The sequence below is a fragment of the Methanosarcina sp. WH1 genome (genome assembly GCF_000970005.1).
Lineage (GTDB): Archaea > Halobacteriota > Methanosarcinia > Methanosarcinales > Methanosarcinaceae > Methanosarcina.
In genome coordinates, this window is record NZ_CP009504.1 from 3,896,179 (window position 1) to 3,914,091 (window position 17,913).

The window sequence follows — 17,913 nt, forward strand, 5'->3', positions numbered from 1 at the left end:
AAATAAAAACAATTTTTAAATAAAACGATTCAACAAAAAAGTGCTTGAAATGACTATCTGCGCACTCATAGTAGATGATTCTGCTTTAATTCGCAAAGTTCTCTCCGATATTCTCAGTGAAGACCAGAAGATCAGGGTTATCGGAACGGCAGTCAACGGAAAAGATGGTCTTGAAAAAGTCAAGAAACTTAGGCCCGATGTAGTACTTCTGGACAATGTAATGCCCGTTCTTGACGGCCTTAAGACTCTTGCCCGTATCATGAAAGAATATCCGACTCCTGTAGTTATAGTGTCAGCTCTGGGGGAAAGAGCTGAAGAGATTACCCTTACAGCTTTTGAATATGGAGCAGTGGATGTGATCGAAAAGCCCTCAGGTATTCTCAGTCAGAACATGCCTGAAATGGCAGAGGAAATTTGCAGGAAAGTCAGGACAGCTTCAAAAGCTAACCTTAAAAACCTGGAATGCATGCGAGATTTAGAACCCTGGAATCCAGAGAAAGAGGAGAAGAAAGAGGAGAAGAAAGAGGAGAAGAAAGGGGAGGAGAAAGAGGAGAAGAAAGGGGAGGAGAAAGAGGAGAAGAAAGGGGAGGAGAAAAAGAACCGGGAAAAAGTAACCTCTGTAAGAAATGTACTGGCAATAGGCGCATCCACAGGAGGTCCAAGGGCCCTGGAAAAACTTATAGGCTCACTCCCCGCTGAGATTCCAGCTGCAGTTCTTGTAGTACAGCACATGCCTCCGGGATTTACAGCATCTCTTTCTAAAAGGCTTGATGCAAAGTCAGCCCTCAGGGTAAGAGAGGCACAGGAAGGGGATATAGTAGAAGAGGGAACTGTGCTTATAGCCCCGGGTAATTATCATATGGAAATTGTACGAAATAAAGTAAACGGCCATGAAGAAGAAGTAGTACATCTATCCTGCAGCCCAAAAGAATTGGGATCCAGACCTTCAGTAAATGTCCTTTTCAGATCACTTGCCCCGGTTTACGGCTCCAGAGCTATTTCCCTTGTCCTTACAGGAATGAACTGTGATGGAGCAGATGGAGCTGAAGAAATTAAAAAAATGGGGGGCAAAGTAATCGCAGAAGCCCGGAGTTCATGTGTGGTATACGGAATGCCCGGAGAGATTGTAAGACGAAACCTGGCAGACTTCGTGCTCCCTCTGGACAGGATGGCTGAAGAAATTATCAGAATAGTAAAATAAAGTTAAAGATAAAATATCTTTTATTTACCGCAAGATTAGCCGGAAAAAGCAAATCAGCCGGAAAAAGCAAATCAGCCGGAAAAGTAAAAAGTAGAAATAAAACAAAAAACAAAGTAAAAAGAGAAAAAAACAAAAAAAGAGTACAGAGATAAGGAAAAATTTTTAAAATTTTTCGGAAATTCAGATACCTCTCAGGACTATAAAAGGCAGGGAAAAATCATGGATATGTCAAAATATATAGACATTTTCAGGTCGGAATCTGAAAAATATATTAAAGAAATGAGTGATTCCCTGCTGGCGCTTGAACTGGATCCTGAAAATGTCGAGCAGATGAATGTAATGTTCCGTGCAGCCCATACTTTCAAAGGCATGGCTGCAACCATGGGATTCAGGCAGATTGTTGAACTAACACATGAGATGGAAAGCCTGATTGACAGGTTCCGGACAGGACGGCTGATTCTTGATTCTTCTTTAATTGATATTCTCTTCGAATGTCTGGATGCTCTGGAGGAACTTGTTGAAAATGTTTGCAAGGGCATGGAAAGTAAAACCGAAGAGAAAAAAAAAGATAGAAGTGAAAGTAATAAGTCTCATCCCGATACCGGGGAAGTTCTGAAAACTCTCAGGACTATAAATAATCCCTTAGAAGAAGTTGTCCCTCGAAAAATTGAATCCGAACCCTTTTCTGCAGACAAAAAAATAAAGGAAAAAGTCGAGAAAAAAGAAGTAGAAAAAGAAGTAGAAAAAGAAGTAGAAAAAGAAGTAGAAAAAGAAGTAGAAAAAGAAGTAGAAAAAGAAGTAGAAAAAGAAGTAGAAAAAGAAGTAGAAGCAGAAGTGGAAGAAGAAAAGGAAACAAACGAAAAAAAAGAAGATAAAAAAGAGACAGAAGAGGAGAAAGAGAAAAAGGAAGAGGAGAAAGAGAAAAAGGAAGAGGGGAAAGAGAAAAAGGAAGAGGAGAAAGAGAAAAAGGAAGAGGAGAAAGAGAAAAAGGAAGAGGGGAAAGAGAAAGGAAGAAGGGAAGAAGAGGAAGAAGAAAAGCAGCTCGAAAGTATAAATGAAGAACTAAATGAAAAAAAAAGGGGTACTGCTTCTGAACAGGATTTTAAAGTAAAGGGTGTACAAAGCTTAAAAATACAGAATTCAAAGATACAGAGTTCAAGGATCAGCACGGAACAGTTAGACAAGCTGATGAATCTTGTGGGTGAACTCATAATTAACAGGAGCAGGGTAAAAGAGCTTACAGGGGAATCTAAATCAAAGGATCTTGAGCTTGCACTTTCCGAATTCAAGAAACTAACAAGGGAACTTCAGGAAGAAGTGTTAGAGATCAGAATGGTTCCTCTGGATCATATAACCAATATTTTTCCTAGGATGATAAGGGATCTTGCAAGGGCACAAAATAAAAAAATTAACTTTGTAATCAGGGGAAAAGAAATCAAACTCGATAGAGCTATTATGGAAGAAATCGGAGACCCTCTGGTGCACCTGTTAAGAAACGCAGTGGACCATGGAATAGAAACTCCCGAAAAGCGTGTGAAACTCGGGAAAGAGGAAACCGGTACTATAATGATTACGGCTTCAAAGCAGCAAAATTATGTTCTTATCAAAATAGAAGATGATGGAAGAGGAATAAACACAGAAAAAATCCGCAAAGCTGCATTGAAAAAAGGACTTATTTCAAGAGAGGAAACTGAACAGCTTTCGGAAAGAGAAGCAATACAGCTGATTTTTGCACCGGGACTCAGTACTGCCAGCATGGTCACCGATCTTTCAGGCAGGGGAATTGGAATGGATGTTGTAAAGAACCGGATTGAACGTCTGGGAGGGTCTGTAAAAGTGGAATCAAAACCCGGATCTGGTTCAATGTTCGAACTGAAGCTGCCCATAACAATTGCTCTTTATCAGGCTATGCTTGTAAAGGTCGGCATGGAAAGGTACGCAATTCCTTTCACCAGCATAGTAAAAAATATCTCAGTCAGGAAAGAAGAAGTCCGGCATATCAGGGGTGAAGAGGTTATTGTGATAAACGAAAAAGCGCTCCCTCTCTTGAGATTGCGTAAGTTGTTTCAATTGCCTGCTGCCCAGAGAGAAGAAAACTTAGTCGTTGTTATAGTGGAGAAAGCCGGACAATCAATAGGAATCGTTGTAGATGCACTGCTTGGAAAGCAGGAAGTGATTATAAAAAATTTTAAAAGCCGGCTGCTGGAAAAAACCCGGGGATTTGCAGGAGCAACAATTATGGGAGACGGGAGTGTCATTTTAATTCTTGATGTTAACTCCATAATCTAAAATCTTAATTCAAGAGACTAATAGTGCCAGTAATAATCTTCAATTTTAATTCTTGATGTTAACTCCATAATCTAAAATCTTAATTCAAGAGACTAATAGTGCCAGTAATAATCTTCATCAGAGAAATTACAGGTGAAAAGAAAATCAAAGTTGTGTTGGCGCACCCCGCTGAAAGCAACGGGGTATGTTCGCACCACCGCTCAAAATTCCGTTAAAGAAGACAATACTCCTAAACAATTTAGTTTGAGCAGAAGTAACAACCAAAAAATGGAATAACAACCAAAAAATGGAATAACAACCAAAAAATGGAATAACAACCAAAAAATGGAATAACAACCAAAAAATGGAATTGATAAATCATATTATCATTAATGGTTACTGGGGAAGTTTTCCATCCCTACAGCAAGCTAGCGGGGTATTCGACTGAAGTAAAAATGGGATAAGTGAATGAAGAATCAAGGTGGAATAAACTTAATTGAGGAAGGAAGGAGTAAAAGGAAGTAAAAACGGGATAAAAACCGGCAGAGAAACAGTAAAAATAAACAAAGGGAGAATACAGATCGGTGAAGATAAAATAAAGGCAAGCAAAAATCTCGAGGAAGACCCCGGATTTGAACTGTTAAAAAGAGTGATTACGGAAAGTACTGGTTTTAACTGTGAGCAATATAAAGAAGCCCATTTCAGGCGTAGAATTAACATCCGGGTCAGAGCTACCAATTCCAAGAGCTATGAAGAATACCTCAAGCTGCTGAAAAAAAACTCAGGAGAACATGAGGATCTCATTACAGCCCTTACCATAAACGTCAGTGAGTTTTTCCGAAACCCGGAAACCTTTGGAGTAATTGAAAAAGAAGTCATTCCCTTTCTGATAAAATCAAGATCAGATTCGCTTGTAAAATCAATCCGTATCTGGAGTGCAGGCTGTGCAACAGGAGAAGAAGCTTATTCTCTTGCCATTTTGCTGCACAGAGTTCTTGGGAGAGACTTCGACAGGTATAGAATAAGTATTACAGGCACTGATATTGACAATTTAAGCCTTGAAAACGCCCGTAAAGGGATTTACCGTGAAAATGTGCTTAAAAACGTGGATGCCAGTATCAGAAAAAGCTATTTTGTAAAGAAGGGTGAGACGTACCAGGTTTCCGAACAGCTAAAAAGTATGATACGTTTTAAACGGCATGATATGATATCAGAATCCAGTACAAACCGTTTTGATCTCATAATCTGTCGAAACGCCATGATATACTTTAAAAAAGAAATTCAGGAACAGTTGCAGCTTAATTTTTATCATGCATTGAACAGAGGAGGGTTCTTTGTGATAGGAAAAGCAGAAACACTACTGGGAACCGCTTCAAATCGTTTTAAACCTTACAATGCAAGAGAACGCCTGTATATAAAAGAAACCTAAGATTTTTAAAGAGATCTGAAAGAACTGAAAGAACTGAAAGAACTGAAAGAACTGAAGAGAATTAAAGGCGACGTTCATGGAAAAAATCAGAAGCTTGAGCGAATTTGAGTATGGAGCGCTGAAAGAGATAGGAAACATAGGGATCGGAAACTCAGCAGTTTCTCTTTCCAGACTTGTAAACAGCCTTGTCTGTACCAGAGTTCTCGATACAAAGTTCGAGTTAATCGAAGATATACCGAAAATAGTAGGCTTTTCAGAGTCTCCGGTAATAGGTACATTAATGAGTATCAAAGAGAATCTCAATGGTTATATCCTTGTCTTTTTTCCTGAAAGCAGCGCAAGAAGTCTCTGCCTGAACCTCTCAAGTGAGGAAGGAAAAAGTGACCTGATAGATACTATAAACCTGTCTTTAATTGAAGAAGTAAGTCATATCCTGGCAGGAACCTACATAACTTCCCTTGCTAAATTTTTGAAACTCGATCTTTCGATTTCAACACCTTACACAGCATATGATATGTCTGACTCTATTTTCAATTCAGCCGTTGCAGAGATGGGCTACATAGCAGATTTTGCACTAGTACTTGATGCAGAGTTTCTGATAAAAGAAAAGAAAATTGACGGAAACGTACTGATTTTGCTTGATCCGGAATCTCTGAATAATCTATTAAAAAAGATTAATACAATAATTGATCAAATGAGCTTATTCCAAAATTGAAAAAATTGCTTTAAAAACTAATAAAAGATCTAAAACTGCTTATTTAGTAAAAAAATTACGTTTAGAGCCTTTAAAAAACACTACTTCAAGATTAGTTATGAATAATTGCACCAAAATAATAATAAATAAGATATTTAGTAAAAAATTATAATACTATCTGAATTATAACTTACAAATCGATCAGTATATAATTTCTCCGCAAATATTAAAAATCAATAAGCTCATTATTCAAATATTAAGGAATAAAATGGGATTTAACCAAAAGAAAATGAAATAATATAGATTTAAATCGATCCTAAATTAGTTAAAAATAAAATTTTGACAAAATAAGGCTTATTATCTAATATTATTGAAAAATAAGTAATTTTAAAGAAAATGACATAAGCTCAAATACAATAATTGATCAAATACAATTGATGATCAAATACAACAATTATGAAAGATCATGAGCAAACCATAAGGAGGTTTTTTACAGATTGGCCGATCCAGTCATAGTTATGGTGGGTATAGGAGACTGCGCAATAGCCAGAAGCCCTGTGAAAATTAAAACCTCCGGACTGGGTTCCTGCTTGGGAATAACCCTCTATGACAGACAAAAAAAAATCGGAGGCCTGCTCCATACCATGCTTCCGAATATAAAAGGAGCAAGGATAAAAGATAATCCTGCCAAATTTACAGACGCAGGCATAGAATACATTGTAGATGAAATAATACAAATGAGGGGATCCAAAAAAAAACTTGGAGCAAAAATTGTAGGAGGTGCAAGCATGTTCGACAACTTGCACATGAATATAGGTGAGAGGAACATAAAGAGCGCGAGAGAAACTCTGAACAGACTGGGAGTGGAAATCATAGCTGAAGATACAGGGAGAAACTACGGACGCACAATAATATTCGATACCTTTACTGGCGATCTCCTCATAAAGACAATTCTCAGAGGGGATAAAGTAATCTGAAAGTAATAAAGACTTTTTTTATAATCTTCTTTATAATTAACATACAGTTTAACTGACATAACATCTTTCCTGATTCATTCTAACATACTGCCCAGTTTTTTTCAATTTCTTTTCTTTGAAAAATTATATATTTGATATAAATATTATAATAGACATTCATTAGCTAATCGATTAAACCGATTAAAGCCCAAAGAGAATAAAAGTACCATAAAACTTTAAGTGTATGCCTGAGATTAAGTAACGCTGCAATTATGTGGCTTTTTCTGTATGGCATAAACAATCCAGCCGAGCATGAACAACCAGCGCAGCACAAATAATTCGAATATAGCATAAATTTCAAAAATATCTAAGCAGACTAAAAGAAAATAATGTATAATGATTGGAATGTGCTGGATTATGCGATACTGGATTATACGGTACTGGATTATACTGGAATATGCTAAAATACGCTAATTTATAGTAAGATTTCAAGCCTGGATATCAGAATAATTAATAAAGAAAAGTAAATAGGGGATTTTCATGGAAATTAATGGAGTAGAAATTGAAGATACATATGCAGAAGCGTTTCCGATCAAGATTTCAAGGGTGCTCATAACAGCAGCCACAAAGCACTGGGCACAGGTAGCAGCCACTGAAGCCACCGGCTTTGGGACGTCAGTTATAATGTGCCCTGCAGAAGCGGGAATTGAAAAATTCGCAAGCCCAGGTGAGACCCCTGACGGAAGACCTGGAGTCTATATCCAGATATGTACTTTCAAATACGAAGCTCTGGAAGAACAGATGCTTGAGAGGATAGGGCAGTGCGTACTTACCGCTCCTACAACTGCAGTCTTTAACGGGCTGCCTGATGCTGAGAAACAATTTAATGTTGGCTTTAAACTCAAATTCTTCGGAGACGGTATGGAGTCCGAGGCTCAGATTGCAGGCCGCAAAGTATACAAAGTCCCAATCATGGAAGGAGACTTTGTGACTGAAGAAAATATAGGAGCCGTAGCCGGAATTGCAGGCGGGAACTTTTTTATCTTCGGAGACTCCCAGATGAGTGCCCTGACTGCAGCCGAAGTTGCTGTTGATGCAATTATGGAACTTGAAGGCACAATTACTCCATTCCCTGGCGGCATTGTCTCAAGCGGGTCCAAGGCCGGAGCGAACAAATACAAATTCCTGAAAGCTACTGCAAATGAAAAGTTCTGCCCCTCCATAAAGGACAAAGTTGAAGGCACCGAAATTCCTGCCGATGTCAACGCTGTATATGAAATTGTCATCAATGGGCTTGATGAAAAGAGCATAAAAGCAGCCATGAAAGCCGGAATAGAAGCTGCAGTAACCGTTCCTGGAATCAAGAAGATTTCTGCAGGTAACTACGGCGGCAAACTGGGTAAGTATCAGTTCAAACTTCAAGAGCTCTTCTGAGCTCAAAAATTCTCTTTTTTAGCAATTACATTTCTTTTTTCTTCTGAGCTCAAAAATTCTCTTTTTTAGCAATTACATTTCTTTTTATTCCATACATCTTTCTCACACCATCATCTTACATACCTTTTTATTTTTCAGATTGAATTACTTTACAAGGAAACCGATAATAAAGAGATGCATAAAGTCCATTCTTAAGAAGTCTCGTTTTTTAGAATTTTCATTCTTAAGAAGTTACTTTTCAGATTCAGAGAACAAAAATGAGAGTGGAAACATGAACAGACAAAAAACCAATTATTTAATAGACCTTGCCCTGACAACACTGTTTTTTGGAGTCGCAGGTACAGGTCTTTTCATGTATTTGTTTATACCTTCAGGAGTTCAAGGGGGTAGATACCTAATGTACATGGGGCTAACGAAAGCTACCTGGGTCTGGATACATAGCAGAATTGGAATCCTGATGTCAATTCTTGTGGTCATTCACCTTATCCTCCATTGGAAATGGATTATATACACTACGAAGAGTTTCTTCGGGAAAGAAAAGCGTGAGTTGTAAAGATTTTCGAATTACAGTAACTTCATGCTACATAAAAAGGAAAAAATAGAAAATAGTTCTGAAAATAGTTCTAAAAATAGTTATGGAAAGCAAAGATGTTATCCCGCTACCAGAGAACTATTTTTCAGAGTCCAAGTGCACTGAACCCGGAATGGAGAAGATCCTGTGGGTTGAGACCTGTAACCTGTAGCATTACATACGCCCCAAGGAAAGTACCTATCATACTTCCGATATTGGCAAAGCTGGCCACAAGAAGAACACGCATAAACCTGTTTTTGAACATTTCTTTGAAAGTTTCTATCCCTGCAAGGGCTTTAATATCGTCAGTGGTAGGATTTTGCTGTTTTGCTTCTACCAGACCTGCAAACCAGCCTGCAGCCATCATAGGGTTAAGAGAGGTTAACCAAGCAACCGAAAAGGCTGTAAGGACAGAGTATGGATGTCCCCCCGCCAGGAGGGTGCCGGCTGCGCTAAGGGCCCCGTTAATGAGGAACCACCATCCAAAAGCTATAAGAAGGAGTTTAAGGGGAGTGCCCGATACAAGGAGCAATAAAAAAACTAGAAGCGCAAGACCAACTATTCCAAAACCAACAACTTTACCGATTCCAATGCGCTTCTTAGGAATCTCCACCAGAGTACTAAGTGGTGGAATGTTCTTTGGGTTTTTCAGGTAGTTAATTATTCCTGGTTTATGCCCTGCTCCAACCACTGCAACAATAGTTTTATTTCCGCCTGCAGCCACCTTGAGGAGGCTCCCTGCAAGGTATGCATCCCGCTCATCTATGAGAGTTTCAGCCGCAGTTGGGGCAAATTCTCTAAGCTCACTGACAAGGGCTGTGACAACATCCTGTTGAGTCATCTGATCGATATCGATATCAACCCCTTTTCCTACTCCTATCAGGCCGCCTATTAGAGAACCAAGCATTTTTATTTTCTCCAGGAATTTCATACGACCCCAGAAACGCTGGAGAGTTACCTGAATATCCCTGTCAATTAAAGCTACTCTGGCTCCTGATGCTTCTGCTTCTTCAATTGCGGAAATCATCTCAGAACCGGGTTTTACACCCATGTCTTCACCGATCTTTTTCTGCACATAGGCAAGCAACCAGTTGACAAGGTAAAAGTATACCTTTCCTTCGGTGAGAATTTCCTTTATTGGAAGCTGATTCGTCTCCTGAATGTTTCCTTTCAGAGAATCATAACGTGCCCGACAGAGCTCAATGGCTACAATATCGGGTTTAAGTTTTCTGATAGTATCCCTAACTTCAGCCACGCTCTTTTCCGAAACATGTGCCGTACCTATGAGCACAACCTTTGAAGGCTGAAACTCGGCAGCCGGATTGAGCTCATCCAGAGACGGAGGTTGGAAAGTAGAGGGAACTGAAAGTTCCGAAGCTGAATCAGGAAGAGGTTCCGCAACAAGCTCGGAACTTATATCGAGCTTCACTTCAATATCTCCGACTTCTGCTACAGATGGCAGTACAGAAGCGCCGGTTTCCTCTGGCTTGTTGATTGATGAATCAGAAAGTTTAGACTTTCCGACAGAAACATTATCTTCTGCGGATTCGGTTATAAGTTTGTCCATAGAGTATATTGACTCCTGAGATGAACTATGAAAATTGTATTCAGGCTCCTTGTCCTGAGAATCTGTAATTTTAGACCTATCCATTATCAGTCTCTCTGTTGCGGCTGATTAGAAGTGACGGATTAAAATGTATAAAGCAGAGCATTTTTCACTCTATTGCTATGTACTGCTGTCCAGAGTACATTACTCTACCTTAAAGCCATTGCCAAAATACGTTACTTTATCCATTATACTTCCTAATTTTAAACACTTACTGCCGCGAATTCAAAGATATCAAGTAAATAGTTTAGCACACAAGTAATTTAATATATAGTATAATTAAGTCATACACATCAAATAAGTTACACATGTTATATAAGTGATCTGTAAAAAACTGATCTGTAAAAGCCAATCTATACATAGCCAATTTGTACGGATCTGAATATGAAATAAGTTATGTATATGAGATAAGTTATGTTATACCGTAAAACAACTGTTACCGTGAAACAAATAAATTATAATTGATGAATACCAAATTATACTTTAAAGATATTAAACTACACATCTAAGATATTAAACTATACTTCAAAGATATAAAATTATACATTTAAAATAACCAAGTAATAAATATGATAGAACTAAACTGTAAAAAAATTAGTGCCGGCAAATAATTAACTCGTGTAATTACTGCCAGAAATTTCTGTTTACCATTTTCACATTTTTCCTTAACAATTTAGTTTTATTTAGTTTTACAGATTTTCAGTGTTCAAGTATGCAGTTCTTTTTCAGTTGCACATTTCTTCAGTTGCACATTTCCAAAAAGGAATCTTTTGGTGCTTCATTCTGATCTGAGCCTCAGTGTCCTGACCAGGTCTGTTCTGGAAAGTACCCCTACAAGAGACCCATTATCAATGACCAGAACTCTTCCTATGTTCTTAGATGTGACCAATTTGAGGACATCACTTGCCTGTGCATCCGAAGTAACAGATATGACATCTCTGGTCATAATATCTGAGATCCGGGTTACAGGACGGTCAAGAGTGGAAACGCGCTGGATATCGGTAAAAGTCACAATCCCTTTCAGGTCGCGCCCCTCTATTACAGGATAACCCATATGCTTTTTCTCAAACATAAAAAGAATCAGATCTTCAACATTCATGGAAGGAGGCACTGAAACTACATCTTTTGTCATTATATCTTTTACCAGAACATTTTCTAAAGTTACGGATGCCTGAGTAGAACGTTCCTCCTCAGATGCACCGACATAAATGAAGAGAGCAATCAAAGGGAACCAGAGGTTTCCAACAAGAATTCCAAAAATCGCCATCAAGATAGCAAAAAATTTTCCTAAGGCAGCTGCACTTTGCGTAGCTTTGACATAAGACATTCTCCTGGCATAGAAAGCACGGAGCACCCTGCCTCCATCCATGGGGAATGCGGGCAGCAGGTTGAAAATTCCAAGAACTATGTTCATGGCTCCAAGAATCCAGATTGTCAGAAAAACGGGATTGTCAGAAAGCGCAGAGTTTGGTGCAATTATATACCCATATATTAAAAGACAGGCGGCACCTATAATCAGACTCATTAGAGGTCCTGCAAAAGCCATCTTTGCTTCCTGTCCAGGATCTCTTGGCATCTCTTCCATTGAAGAAACGCCTCCGAAAAGGAAGAGCGTGATGCTCTCAATACTGACTCCATAGCGCATTGCCAGATATGAGTGTGCAAGCTCATGCAAAAGGATTGATGCAAAAAGCAGGATTGCAGTCAGGGTTGAAAGCGCATATTTCATAGCAGGCGACTCAACCTCTTGAAAGCCATAAGGGTATGGATTAATGGCGAAGACATATGCAAAAATGGGAAGTATCAAAAGAAAAGTGATGTGCAGTCTTATAGGTATGCCCATTACGCTTCCGATTTTCAGTGCAGATTTCATAAAATAAAATACCCCCTTTATCTATCTAATACAAACACTTAATGAGCTATATATGAAATATATGTGAAACAAGTTGATAAGCCATTATGACACAATGATATGCATATCTGAAATATGTTGCCAGAATGCATGAACGTGCGACAGGTTGTTACACCTAAGCTTCAAAACGTTTGTTTAATTTCTTAATTTTAGCTTATTAGTTTGTTTAATTTCTTAATTTTAGCTTATTAATTTCAACCCGCTAACCTGATCTGAGAGACAGAAACTATCGTATATCCAAAAGCATCAATTATATTATTTTAAATAGTATAATTATTTTTTGCATCCCTTAAACAGGCAAAGAATAACAACAAACTTGATGATAGTCATCCTAAAGATAAAGTAGCCAGGTAAAATAATGAACTAAATTATGAACTGAACCACTAATCTAACCGCTAATTGAATCATGAACTAAATCACGAACAAAATCATGAACTAAATCATGAACAGAATCATGAACAGAATCATGAACAGAATCATGAACTAAATCATGAACAGAATCATGAACTAAATCATGAACAGAATCATGAACTAAATCATGAACTAAATCATGAACAGAATCATGAACTAAATCATGAACAGAATCATGAACTAAATCATGAACAGAATCATGAACAGAATCATGAACTAAATCATGAACAGAATCATGAACTAAATCATGAACAGAATCATGAACTAAATCATGAACAGAATCATGAACTAAATCATGAACTAAATCATGAACAACGGTCAAAACGCTACAACTCGTAAAAGTTCCAAGTTTTTTATTAAACAAAATATTAGTTAATTGCCTCCCTAATTATTTTTTCTCCACAAAACGTAGCTGATTCTAATTTACTATTTAGCAATAATATTATAGATATTTGCTTTCGCAAAATTAAAAGCAACTTTAAATCATTGCTGTCACTTTCTTAAGATCCTCCAAAAATATATTAATACCTTCTGGAGTATTATGCGGCATCAGGACTAAACGGAGGGTTCTTGGAGTGCGGGTGATTGAGACATGCCAGCCGAATCTTTCAAGAAGCTGTTCTCTGACAAAGTCAGGTTCTGGGACTTTTAGAGCAACTACGTTCATTACAGGTTCTAGCAGGGGTTCAAAACCGATTTTTCGAGCTTCTGAAACTAGCTTTGTGGTAAGCTGCATGCAGTATTGCACGTTCTTTCTGTAACCTTCATAGCCGAGATATTTCATAACAGCACAGGTAGCGGCAGCTGAGGCTCCGCTCCTGGTGCCTGTAAGTGTGAACTGGGATTTTGTGGTAAGATATGGAGTGTTTACCTTAAGGGAGTCCAGAAAAGAAGGGGATCTGAAAAGTATGGCGCCTGACGGGATTGTGGACAGGCCCATCTTGTGGGGGTCTATAGCAATGGAAGTAACTCCTGGCACTTTGAAATCAAAAGGCTGGGGTTTTTCTAGGAAAGGAATTACGAAACCTCCAAAAGCCGCATCAACATGCAGGAAAAGCTCATTTTCAAGAGCTAGTTCAGAGAGTTCGGCAATAGGATCCACCTGGCCAAACTCAGTATTCCCTGCTATCCCTACGAGCCCTATGGTGTTTGCATTTATATGACTTTCAACAGAAGCCATGTCTACCCTGAACTCCGAATCCAGTGAAGCCCTTTTGACCTCTATACCCATCATGTCGGCAACTTTATCAAAAGAAAAATGAGCCGACTCGGGAATTACAATGTTTGGAGTTCCTTTCAACCCTTCCTTTCCTGCGGTAACAAGATTTTTCATTCCTCTTACAGCCTGAATATTGGATTCGGTACCTCCTGTAGTAAGGTAGCCACAAACAGAACTCTTAAATGAATCTCCGGATGGAACATCAATTGGGGGGGCGTGAAGAAGCTCACCAAGCATCCTGACAACCTCTTGCTCAAGCCGGTGAGTTCCACCAAAAAGCCCGAGGTCTCCCAGGTTAGCCTCAATAAAGAGCCTATTAACCTCAACCGCGATCTTATGAGGGTGAGTACACATTGAACTTAAAACCCGATAATAATCCGTATCTTCTGACTTTGCATTTTCCAGATAGGAAAATATCTCTCTTTCAGAAAGACCCTTCTTATTCATATAGATAAAGTAAAACCAGTTTTATTTAAAAGACTTATGGAATAAAACTCAAAAAATAATTGAAAAACAAAGAAAAAAGGACTTGAAAGAAAAAAGAAGTAACTCGTATAAAAGGCAATTGCAGCTTAAGTTATATAGCTATATTTTTATAAAAAACAAACGTAGGCTTGAAGGGTAGTTTTTGTAACTTACGGTGTAACTTACGGAAAGGAAAAAATTAAAGTAAAAGAATAACTTTTAAAAATGTTCAAAAAACCATCAATTTTAGAAATAAATCAAGTGAAAAGGGAAAGAAGGAAGAGAGAAGAAGAAGGAAGAGAGAAGAATTGATAAAGAAGAAAACCGGTTTCCAAAATTCAGAAAGAGATTTGACATATTAAAGAGATTTGATATATTATTCATTGGTTTTATTCACTGGTTTTATTCACTGGTTTTATTCATTGGTTTTATTCATTGGTTTTATTCACTGGTTTTATTCACTGATTTTTAGATCTTATGACCCTAGATAAAGTTTCTCTGTAAATGAAGGATATGGATTGTTAAATTATCAAGAATAATGTATATTTAAAAATTTTGTTCTTAGGGAGAGACCCCTTTATTTCTACTGGAGAGAAGTATTCGTGTTGTAGTGTAGTTTACGGTAGAATTAAACTATAAAAAAGTATAAAAATTATATAAATATTAAAAAAATAATATTAATATTTCTATTAAGTGTTTGATTTTAATTTTGACCTGCTAATTTAGAACTACCCATAACAACATATATATACAAGTAGTGTTATAACACAACAACATTATTTTGTTCCCATAACAAAATAAAATTGTATTTTTTTTGTTCTCAAAACCTCCTTAACCGTTTCAATGGAAACCATGGGGTCTGGGTGTTATATAAACTTTCCAGTAGAAATAAAGGGGTCTTTTCCATTTTCTCCTTCCGTCCAACTTAATAATTTACATAGCTTAAATCTTGAAATTTTAAAACTACATTCCGCAGTTTTTTTGAAAATCAATGTTTTTCTTAATAGTATTTTTGAAATATATTCATATTTCGCCATCTGGATTATTTTTTACCCAGGCATCAGTCTAATCTTTCAGAGTAAAAAAAGAGAAGCAAATGAAGGAAAATAAAAATTAAAATCGACAAAAAACTCTGAAAAATACTCATCTCTTTTTCAAGTTCTTCCTTGTATTTTATGGAAAAGAGGCACCGCCAGGTAATCTGGCGGGGGTATTTTATAGCATGTGAATTGGGAAGTGGTTTAAGGTGTCAAGAAGGTGTTTTTCAGATTACCTACTCATTTGAGGTTTCGAGAGGCACCATGTCTTCTTTGTGAATAGCTTTTCCATGGAGATTTATATGGTTTACGCGGTCGAATTCTTTAAGGATTTCTTCTGTAGGACCTTCCTTATCCAGAATACTGAGGAGGTAGATTGTTATACATGAGAGGAAGAAACCAGGGACAATTTCATACATGTCAAAAATTCCACCTGAAAGTTGCTTCCAGACGATAACAACTAAGCCACCGACAATCATTCCTCCGAGCGCTCCATTTCTGGTTGTTTTTCTCCAGAAAAGAGAGAATAAGATAACAGGCCCAAAGGCTGCTCCAAATCCTGCCCAGGCATATGAGACCAGGCCCATAACCGAGTTATTAGGATCTCTCGCTATTAAATAGGCAATTGTTGAAATTGCAATAACTGCAAACCTGCCCATCCAGACGAGCTCTTTTTCTCCTGCATCTCTTTTTACTATTATCCTGTAGATATCTTCGGTAAAAGCAGAAGCAGCTACAAGGAGCTGGGAATCAGCAGTACTCATAATAGCTGCAAGAATAGCCGCAAGGAGAACTCCTGCAATAACAGGAGTAAACGTGTTGTTTATCATTACCATAAAGATAGTTTCGCTTCCCGCATCTCCAAGAAACTCAGGATAGAGGTAAGCTCTTCCGATGATCCCGCCTACTACAGCAAAAAACAGGGAGATTATAACCCAGACCATTGCAATAAGTCTTGCCTGTTTTATTTTGTCAGGGGATTCTATGGCCATAAAACGAACCAGGATATGTGGCATACCAAAGTATCCCAGGCCCCAGGCCAGGTTTGAGATCAGGGGAATTGAACCTCCAGAAAGAGCAGTCCAGGGATTAAGCAGCTGCGGGTCTATACTTTTAATAAGACTTACAGTAGAATCATAACCTCCCATTCCCTTTAGGGCTGCAAGGGGCACGAAAACAATGGCGCAGACCATTAGCATTCCCTGGAAAAAGTCGGTCCAGCAGACGGCCATGAAACCTCCAAGAAATGTGTAGCTAATAATCACCAGTGCACCGAAAAGAAGAGATTGCTGATAGGGAATTTCAAAAACAGTATTGAAAAGTTTTCCGCCTGCGACAAGTCCTGAGGAAGTGTAAAGCAGGAAAAAGACTAGAATCAGAATAGATGAAATAATTCTCAAAGCGTGGCTTTCGTCTCTGAACCTGTTTTCAAAGTACACTGGAATAGTAATGGAATCTCCTGCAATCTGGGTATATTGGCGCAATTTCTTTGCAACGAATTTCCAGTTCAGGTATGTTCCAGCAGCCAGACCCACTCCTACCCAGATAGATTCCATTCCTGCCAGATAAGCATATCCGGGCAATCCCATTAGCAACCAGCCGCTCATATCCGACGCCTGCGAACTCAGCGCAGTAACCCAGCTGTTTAACTTTCTTCCTCCTAAAATATAATCTGAAAGATTCTCTGTTTTTCGATAATAGAGAACTCCGATGGCGATCATAAAAAGCAGATATACTGCGAAAATAAGTATAATACTAAAATTATCTGATACCATTATTTAACTCCAGTTTTTTAGTCAACTTCATTTTTAGTCAACTTCATTTTTAGTCAACTTCATTTTTAGTCAACTTCATTTTTAGTCAACTTCATTTTTGGTAAACTTAATTTTTTCAGTTCAAATGATAATTACTGTCACCATTGTAGAATTAAATTTAATTTTAAGACACGCTCTAAGATTACTTCCATCTGCAAATTTGCCAGTTACGGCGATTCTGTCAGCAGCTGTATTCAGAGACGTATATTGTTTATAATGTATTTTTATTGTGTGGGATATATATTATTGTGTATAATTTATGACAATTCTATAATACTATTTTGTTATTCAGACATTAAAAACGGTTCGTTTTATTTCGGTACATTAAACTGATTATTAAGAGTATTACTATTTTCGATTTATTTCTTCAAAAATTCCTTTGTTATCTTAATTTGACGAGTGAAATTGCAGTAGAAAACATTGAATCAACAGTTCTAGAAACTAAATCAACAATTCTAAAACAAATCTTTAAAAAAACAATATGATTTGAAAAATATGCAATTTGAATAAAATTTATAAGTTAATATGTAAACATAGCCAATTTTTTATGTATTTACACTCCAGATATATAGTTACTTTTAATGTCTATTCCTTGTTTTCGGCCCAACTGTCTTTATTTATTAAGCAATCGTTTTGTTATCAATGATCTTATTTACATCAAAACGGTTTTCATTTTTAACATATCCTCTTTCGTTTCAGTATAGCCGTTTGTTTACCTCGTATTATTATTCTATACTAAATATTTTTAATCATTCAATGGAAGTGAAGGGGTCCACAATTTTCTGATATTTTTCCATGCGAAAAAGGGGATTTAAAACTGACCTTCAGGGGTGCTGGAATTGTAAATCTTTTATTTTATTGAAACTGAGCTTAATGGTATCGATTTCTTTAGAGGG

Annotated in this window: 12 protein-coding genes; 7 read left to right on the forward strand and 5 right to left on the reverse strand. The window is 37.5% G+C overall.

The window, feature by feature from the left end:
• Nucleotides 1–49 precede the first annotated feature (49 nt).
• The 7 genes from MSWH1_RS17205 (at nt 50) to MSWH1_RS17235 (ending at nt 8,535) form a co-directional block, all read left to right on the forward strand.
• Nucleotides 50–1,201, forward strand: a complete 1,152-nt coding sequence (locus MSWH1_RS17205; RefSeq protein ID WP_048130753.1) for a chemotaxis response regulator protein-glutamate methylesterase — start codon at nt 50–52, stop codon at nt 1,199–1,201.
• 219 nt (nt 1,202–1,420) lie between these two features.
• Nucleotides 1,421–3,490: a chemotaxis protein CheA gene (locus MSWH1_RS17210; RefSeq protein ID WP_048130110.1), complete on the forward strand. Its 2,070-nt coding sequence runs from the start codon at nt 1,421–1,423 to the stop codon at nt 3,488–3,490.
• 475 nt (nt 3,491–3,965) lie between these two features.
• Nucleotides 3,966–4,898, forward strand: a complete 933-nt coding sequence (locus MSWH1_RS17215) for a protein-glutamate O-methyltransferase CheR (RefSeq protein ID WP_048130111.1) — start codon at nt 3,966–3,968, stop codon at nt 4,896–4,898.
• A 76-nt stretch (nt 4,899–4,974) separates the two neighbouring features.
• Nucleotides 4,975–5,613, forward strand: coding sequence for a chemotaxis protein CheC (locus tag MSWH1_RS17220; RefSeq protein ID WP_048130112.1), 639 nt, complete (start codon nt 4,975–4,977; stop codon nt 5,611–5,613).
• 497 nt (nt 5,614–6,110) lie between these two features.
• A complete protein-coding gene (locus MSWH1_RS17225; protein WP_369798618.1) occupies nt 6,111–6,569 on the forward strand; it encodes a chemotaxis protein CheD in 459 nt (152 codons plus the stop codon).
• 519 nt (nt 6,570–7,088) lie between these two features.
• Nucleotides 7,089–7,982, forward strand: a complete 894-nt coding sequence (gene fhcD / locus MSWH1_RS17230) for a formylmethanofuran--tetrahydromethanopterin N-formyltransferase (RefSeq protein WP_048130114.1) — start codon at nt 7,089–7,091, stop codon at nt 7,980–7,982.
• A 271-nt stretch (nt 7,983–8,253) separates the two neighbouring features.
• Nucleotides 8,254–8,535, forward strand: a complete 282-nt coding sequence (locus MSWH1_RS17235) for a DUF4405 domain-containing protein (RefSeq protein WP_048130115.1) — start codon at nt 8,254–8,256, stop codon at nt 8,533–8,535.
• 124 nt (nt 8,536–8,659) lie between these two features.
• Here MSWH1_RS17235 and MSWH1_RS17240 read toward each other — a convergent pair whose 3' ends face one another.
• The 5 genes from MSWH1_RS17240 to putP form a co-directional block, all read right to left on the reverse strand.
• Entirely contained in the window at nt 8,660–10,204 is a 1,545-nt protein-coding gene (locus tag MSWH1_RS17240; RefSeq protein ID WP_048130116.1) for a TraB/GumN family protein, read from the reverse strand.
• Between the two features lie 733 nt (nt 10,205–10,937).
• Nucleotides 10,938–12,032 (reverse strand): CBS domain-containing protein, encoded by a 1,095-nt coding sequence (locus MSWH1_RS17245; protein ID WP_048130117.1) that lies wholly within the window; start codon nt 12,030–12,032, stop codon nt 10,938–10,940.
• 427 nt (nt 12,033–12,459) lie between these two features.
• The gene (locus MSWH1_RS19525; RefSeq protein WP_156148231.1) at nt 12,460–12,804 is read right to left on the reverse strand and encodes a hypothetical protein; all 345 of its coding nucleotides are present in this window, start codon (nt 12,802–12,804) and stop codon (nt 12,460–12,462) included.
• 156 nt (nt 12,805–12,960) lie between these two features.
• A complete protein-coding gene (gene mfnA, locus MSWH1_RS17255) occupies nt 12,961–14,148 on the reverse strand; it encodes a tyrosine decarboxylase MfnA (protein WP_048130119.1) in 1,188 nt (395 codons plus the stop codon).
• Between the two features lie 1,291 nt (nt 14,149–15,439).
• Entirely contained in the window at nt 15,440–16,978 is a 1,539-nt protein-coding gene (gene putP, locus MSWH1_RS17265) for a sodium/proline symporter PutP (RefSeq protein ID WP_048130121.1), read from the reverse strand.
• Nucleotides 16,979–17,913: the final 935 nt, after the last annotated feature.

Coding starts and splice junctions, on each gene's coding strand:
- MSWH1_RS17240 (WP_048130116.1), bottom strand. CDS start 10,204: ATGGATAGGTCTAAAATTACAGATTCTCAGGACAAGGAGCCTGAATAC.
- MSWH1_RS17235 (WP_048130115.1), top strand. CDS start 8,254: ATGAACAGACAAAAAACCAATTATTTAATAGACCTTGCCCTGACAACA.
- MSWH1_RS17205 (WP_048130753.1), top strand. CDS start 50: ATGACTATCTGCGCACTCATAGTAGATGATTCTGCTTTAATTCGCAAA.
- fhcD (WP_048130114.1), top strand. CDS start 7,089: ATGGAAATTAATGGAGTAGAAATTGAAGATACATATGCAGAAGCGTTT.
- MSWH1_RS17220 (WP_048130112.1), top strand. CDS start 4,975: ATGGAAAAAATCAGAAGCTTGAGCGAATTTGAGTATGGAGCGCTGAAA.
- putP (WP_048130121.1), bottom strand. CDS start 16,978: ATGGTATCAGATAATTTTAGTATTATACTTATTTTCGCAGTATATCTG.
- mfnA (WP_048130119.1), bottom strand. CDS start 14,148: ATGAATAAGAAGGGTCTTTCTGAAAGAGAGATATTTTCCTATCTGGAA.
- MSWH1_RS17210 (WP_048130110.1), top strand. CDS start 1,421: ATGGATATGTCAAAATATATAGACATTTTCAGGTCGGAATCTGAAAAA.
- MSWH1_RS17225 (WP_369798618.1), top strand. CDS start 6,111: ATGGTGGGTATAGGAGACTGCGCAATAGCCAGAAGCCCTGTGAAAATT.
- MSWH1_RS17245 (WP_048130117.1), bottom strand. CDS start 12,032: ATGAAATCTGCACTGAAAATCGGAAGCGTAATGGGCATACCTATAAGA.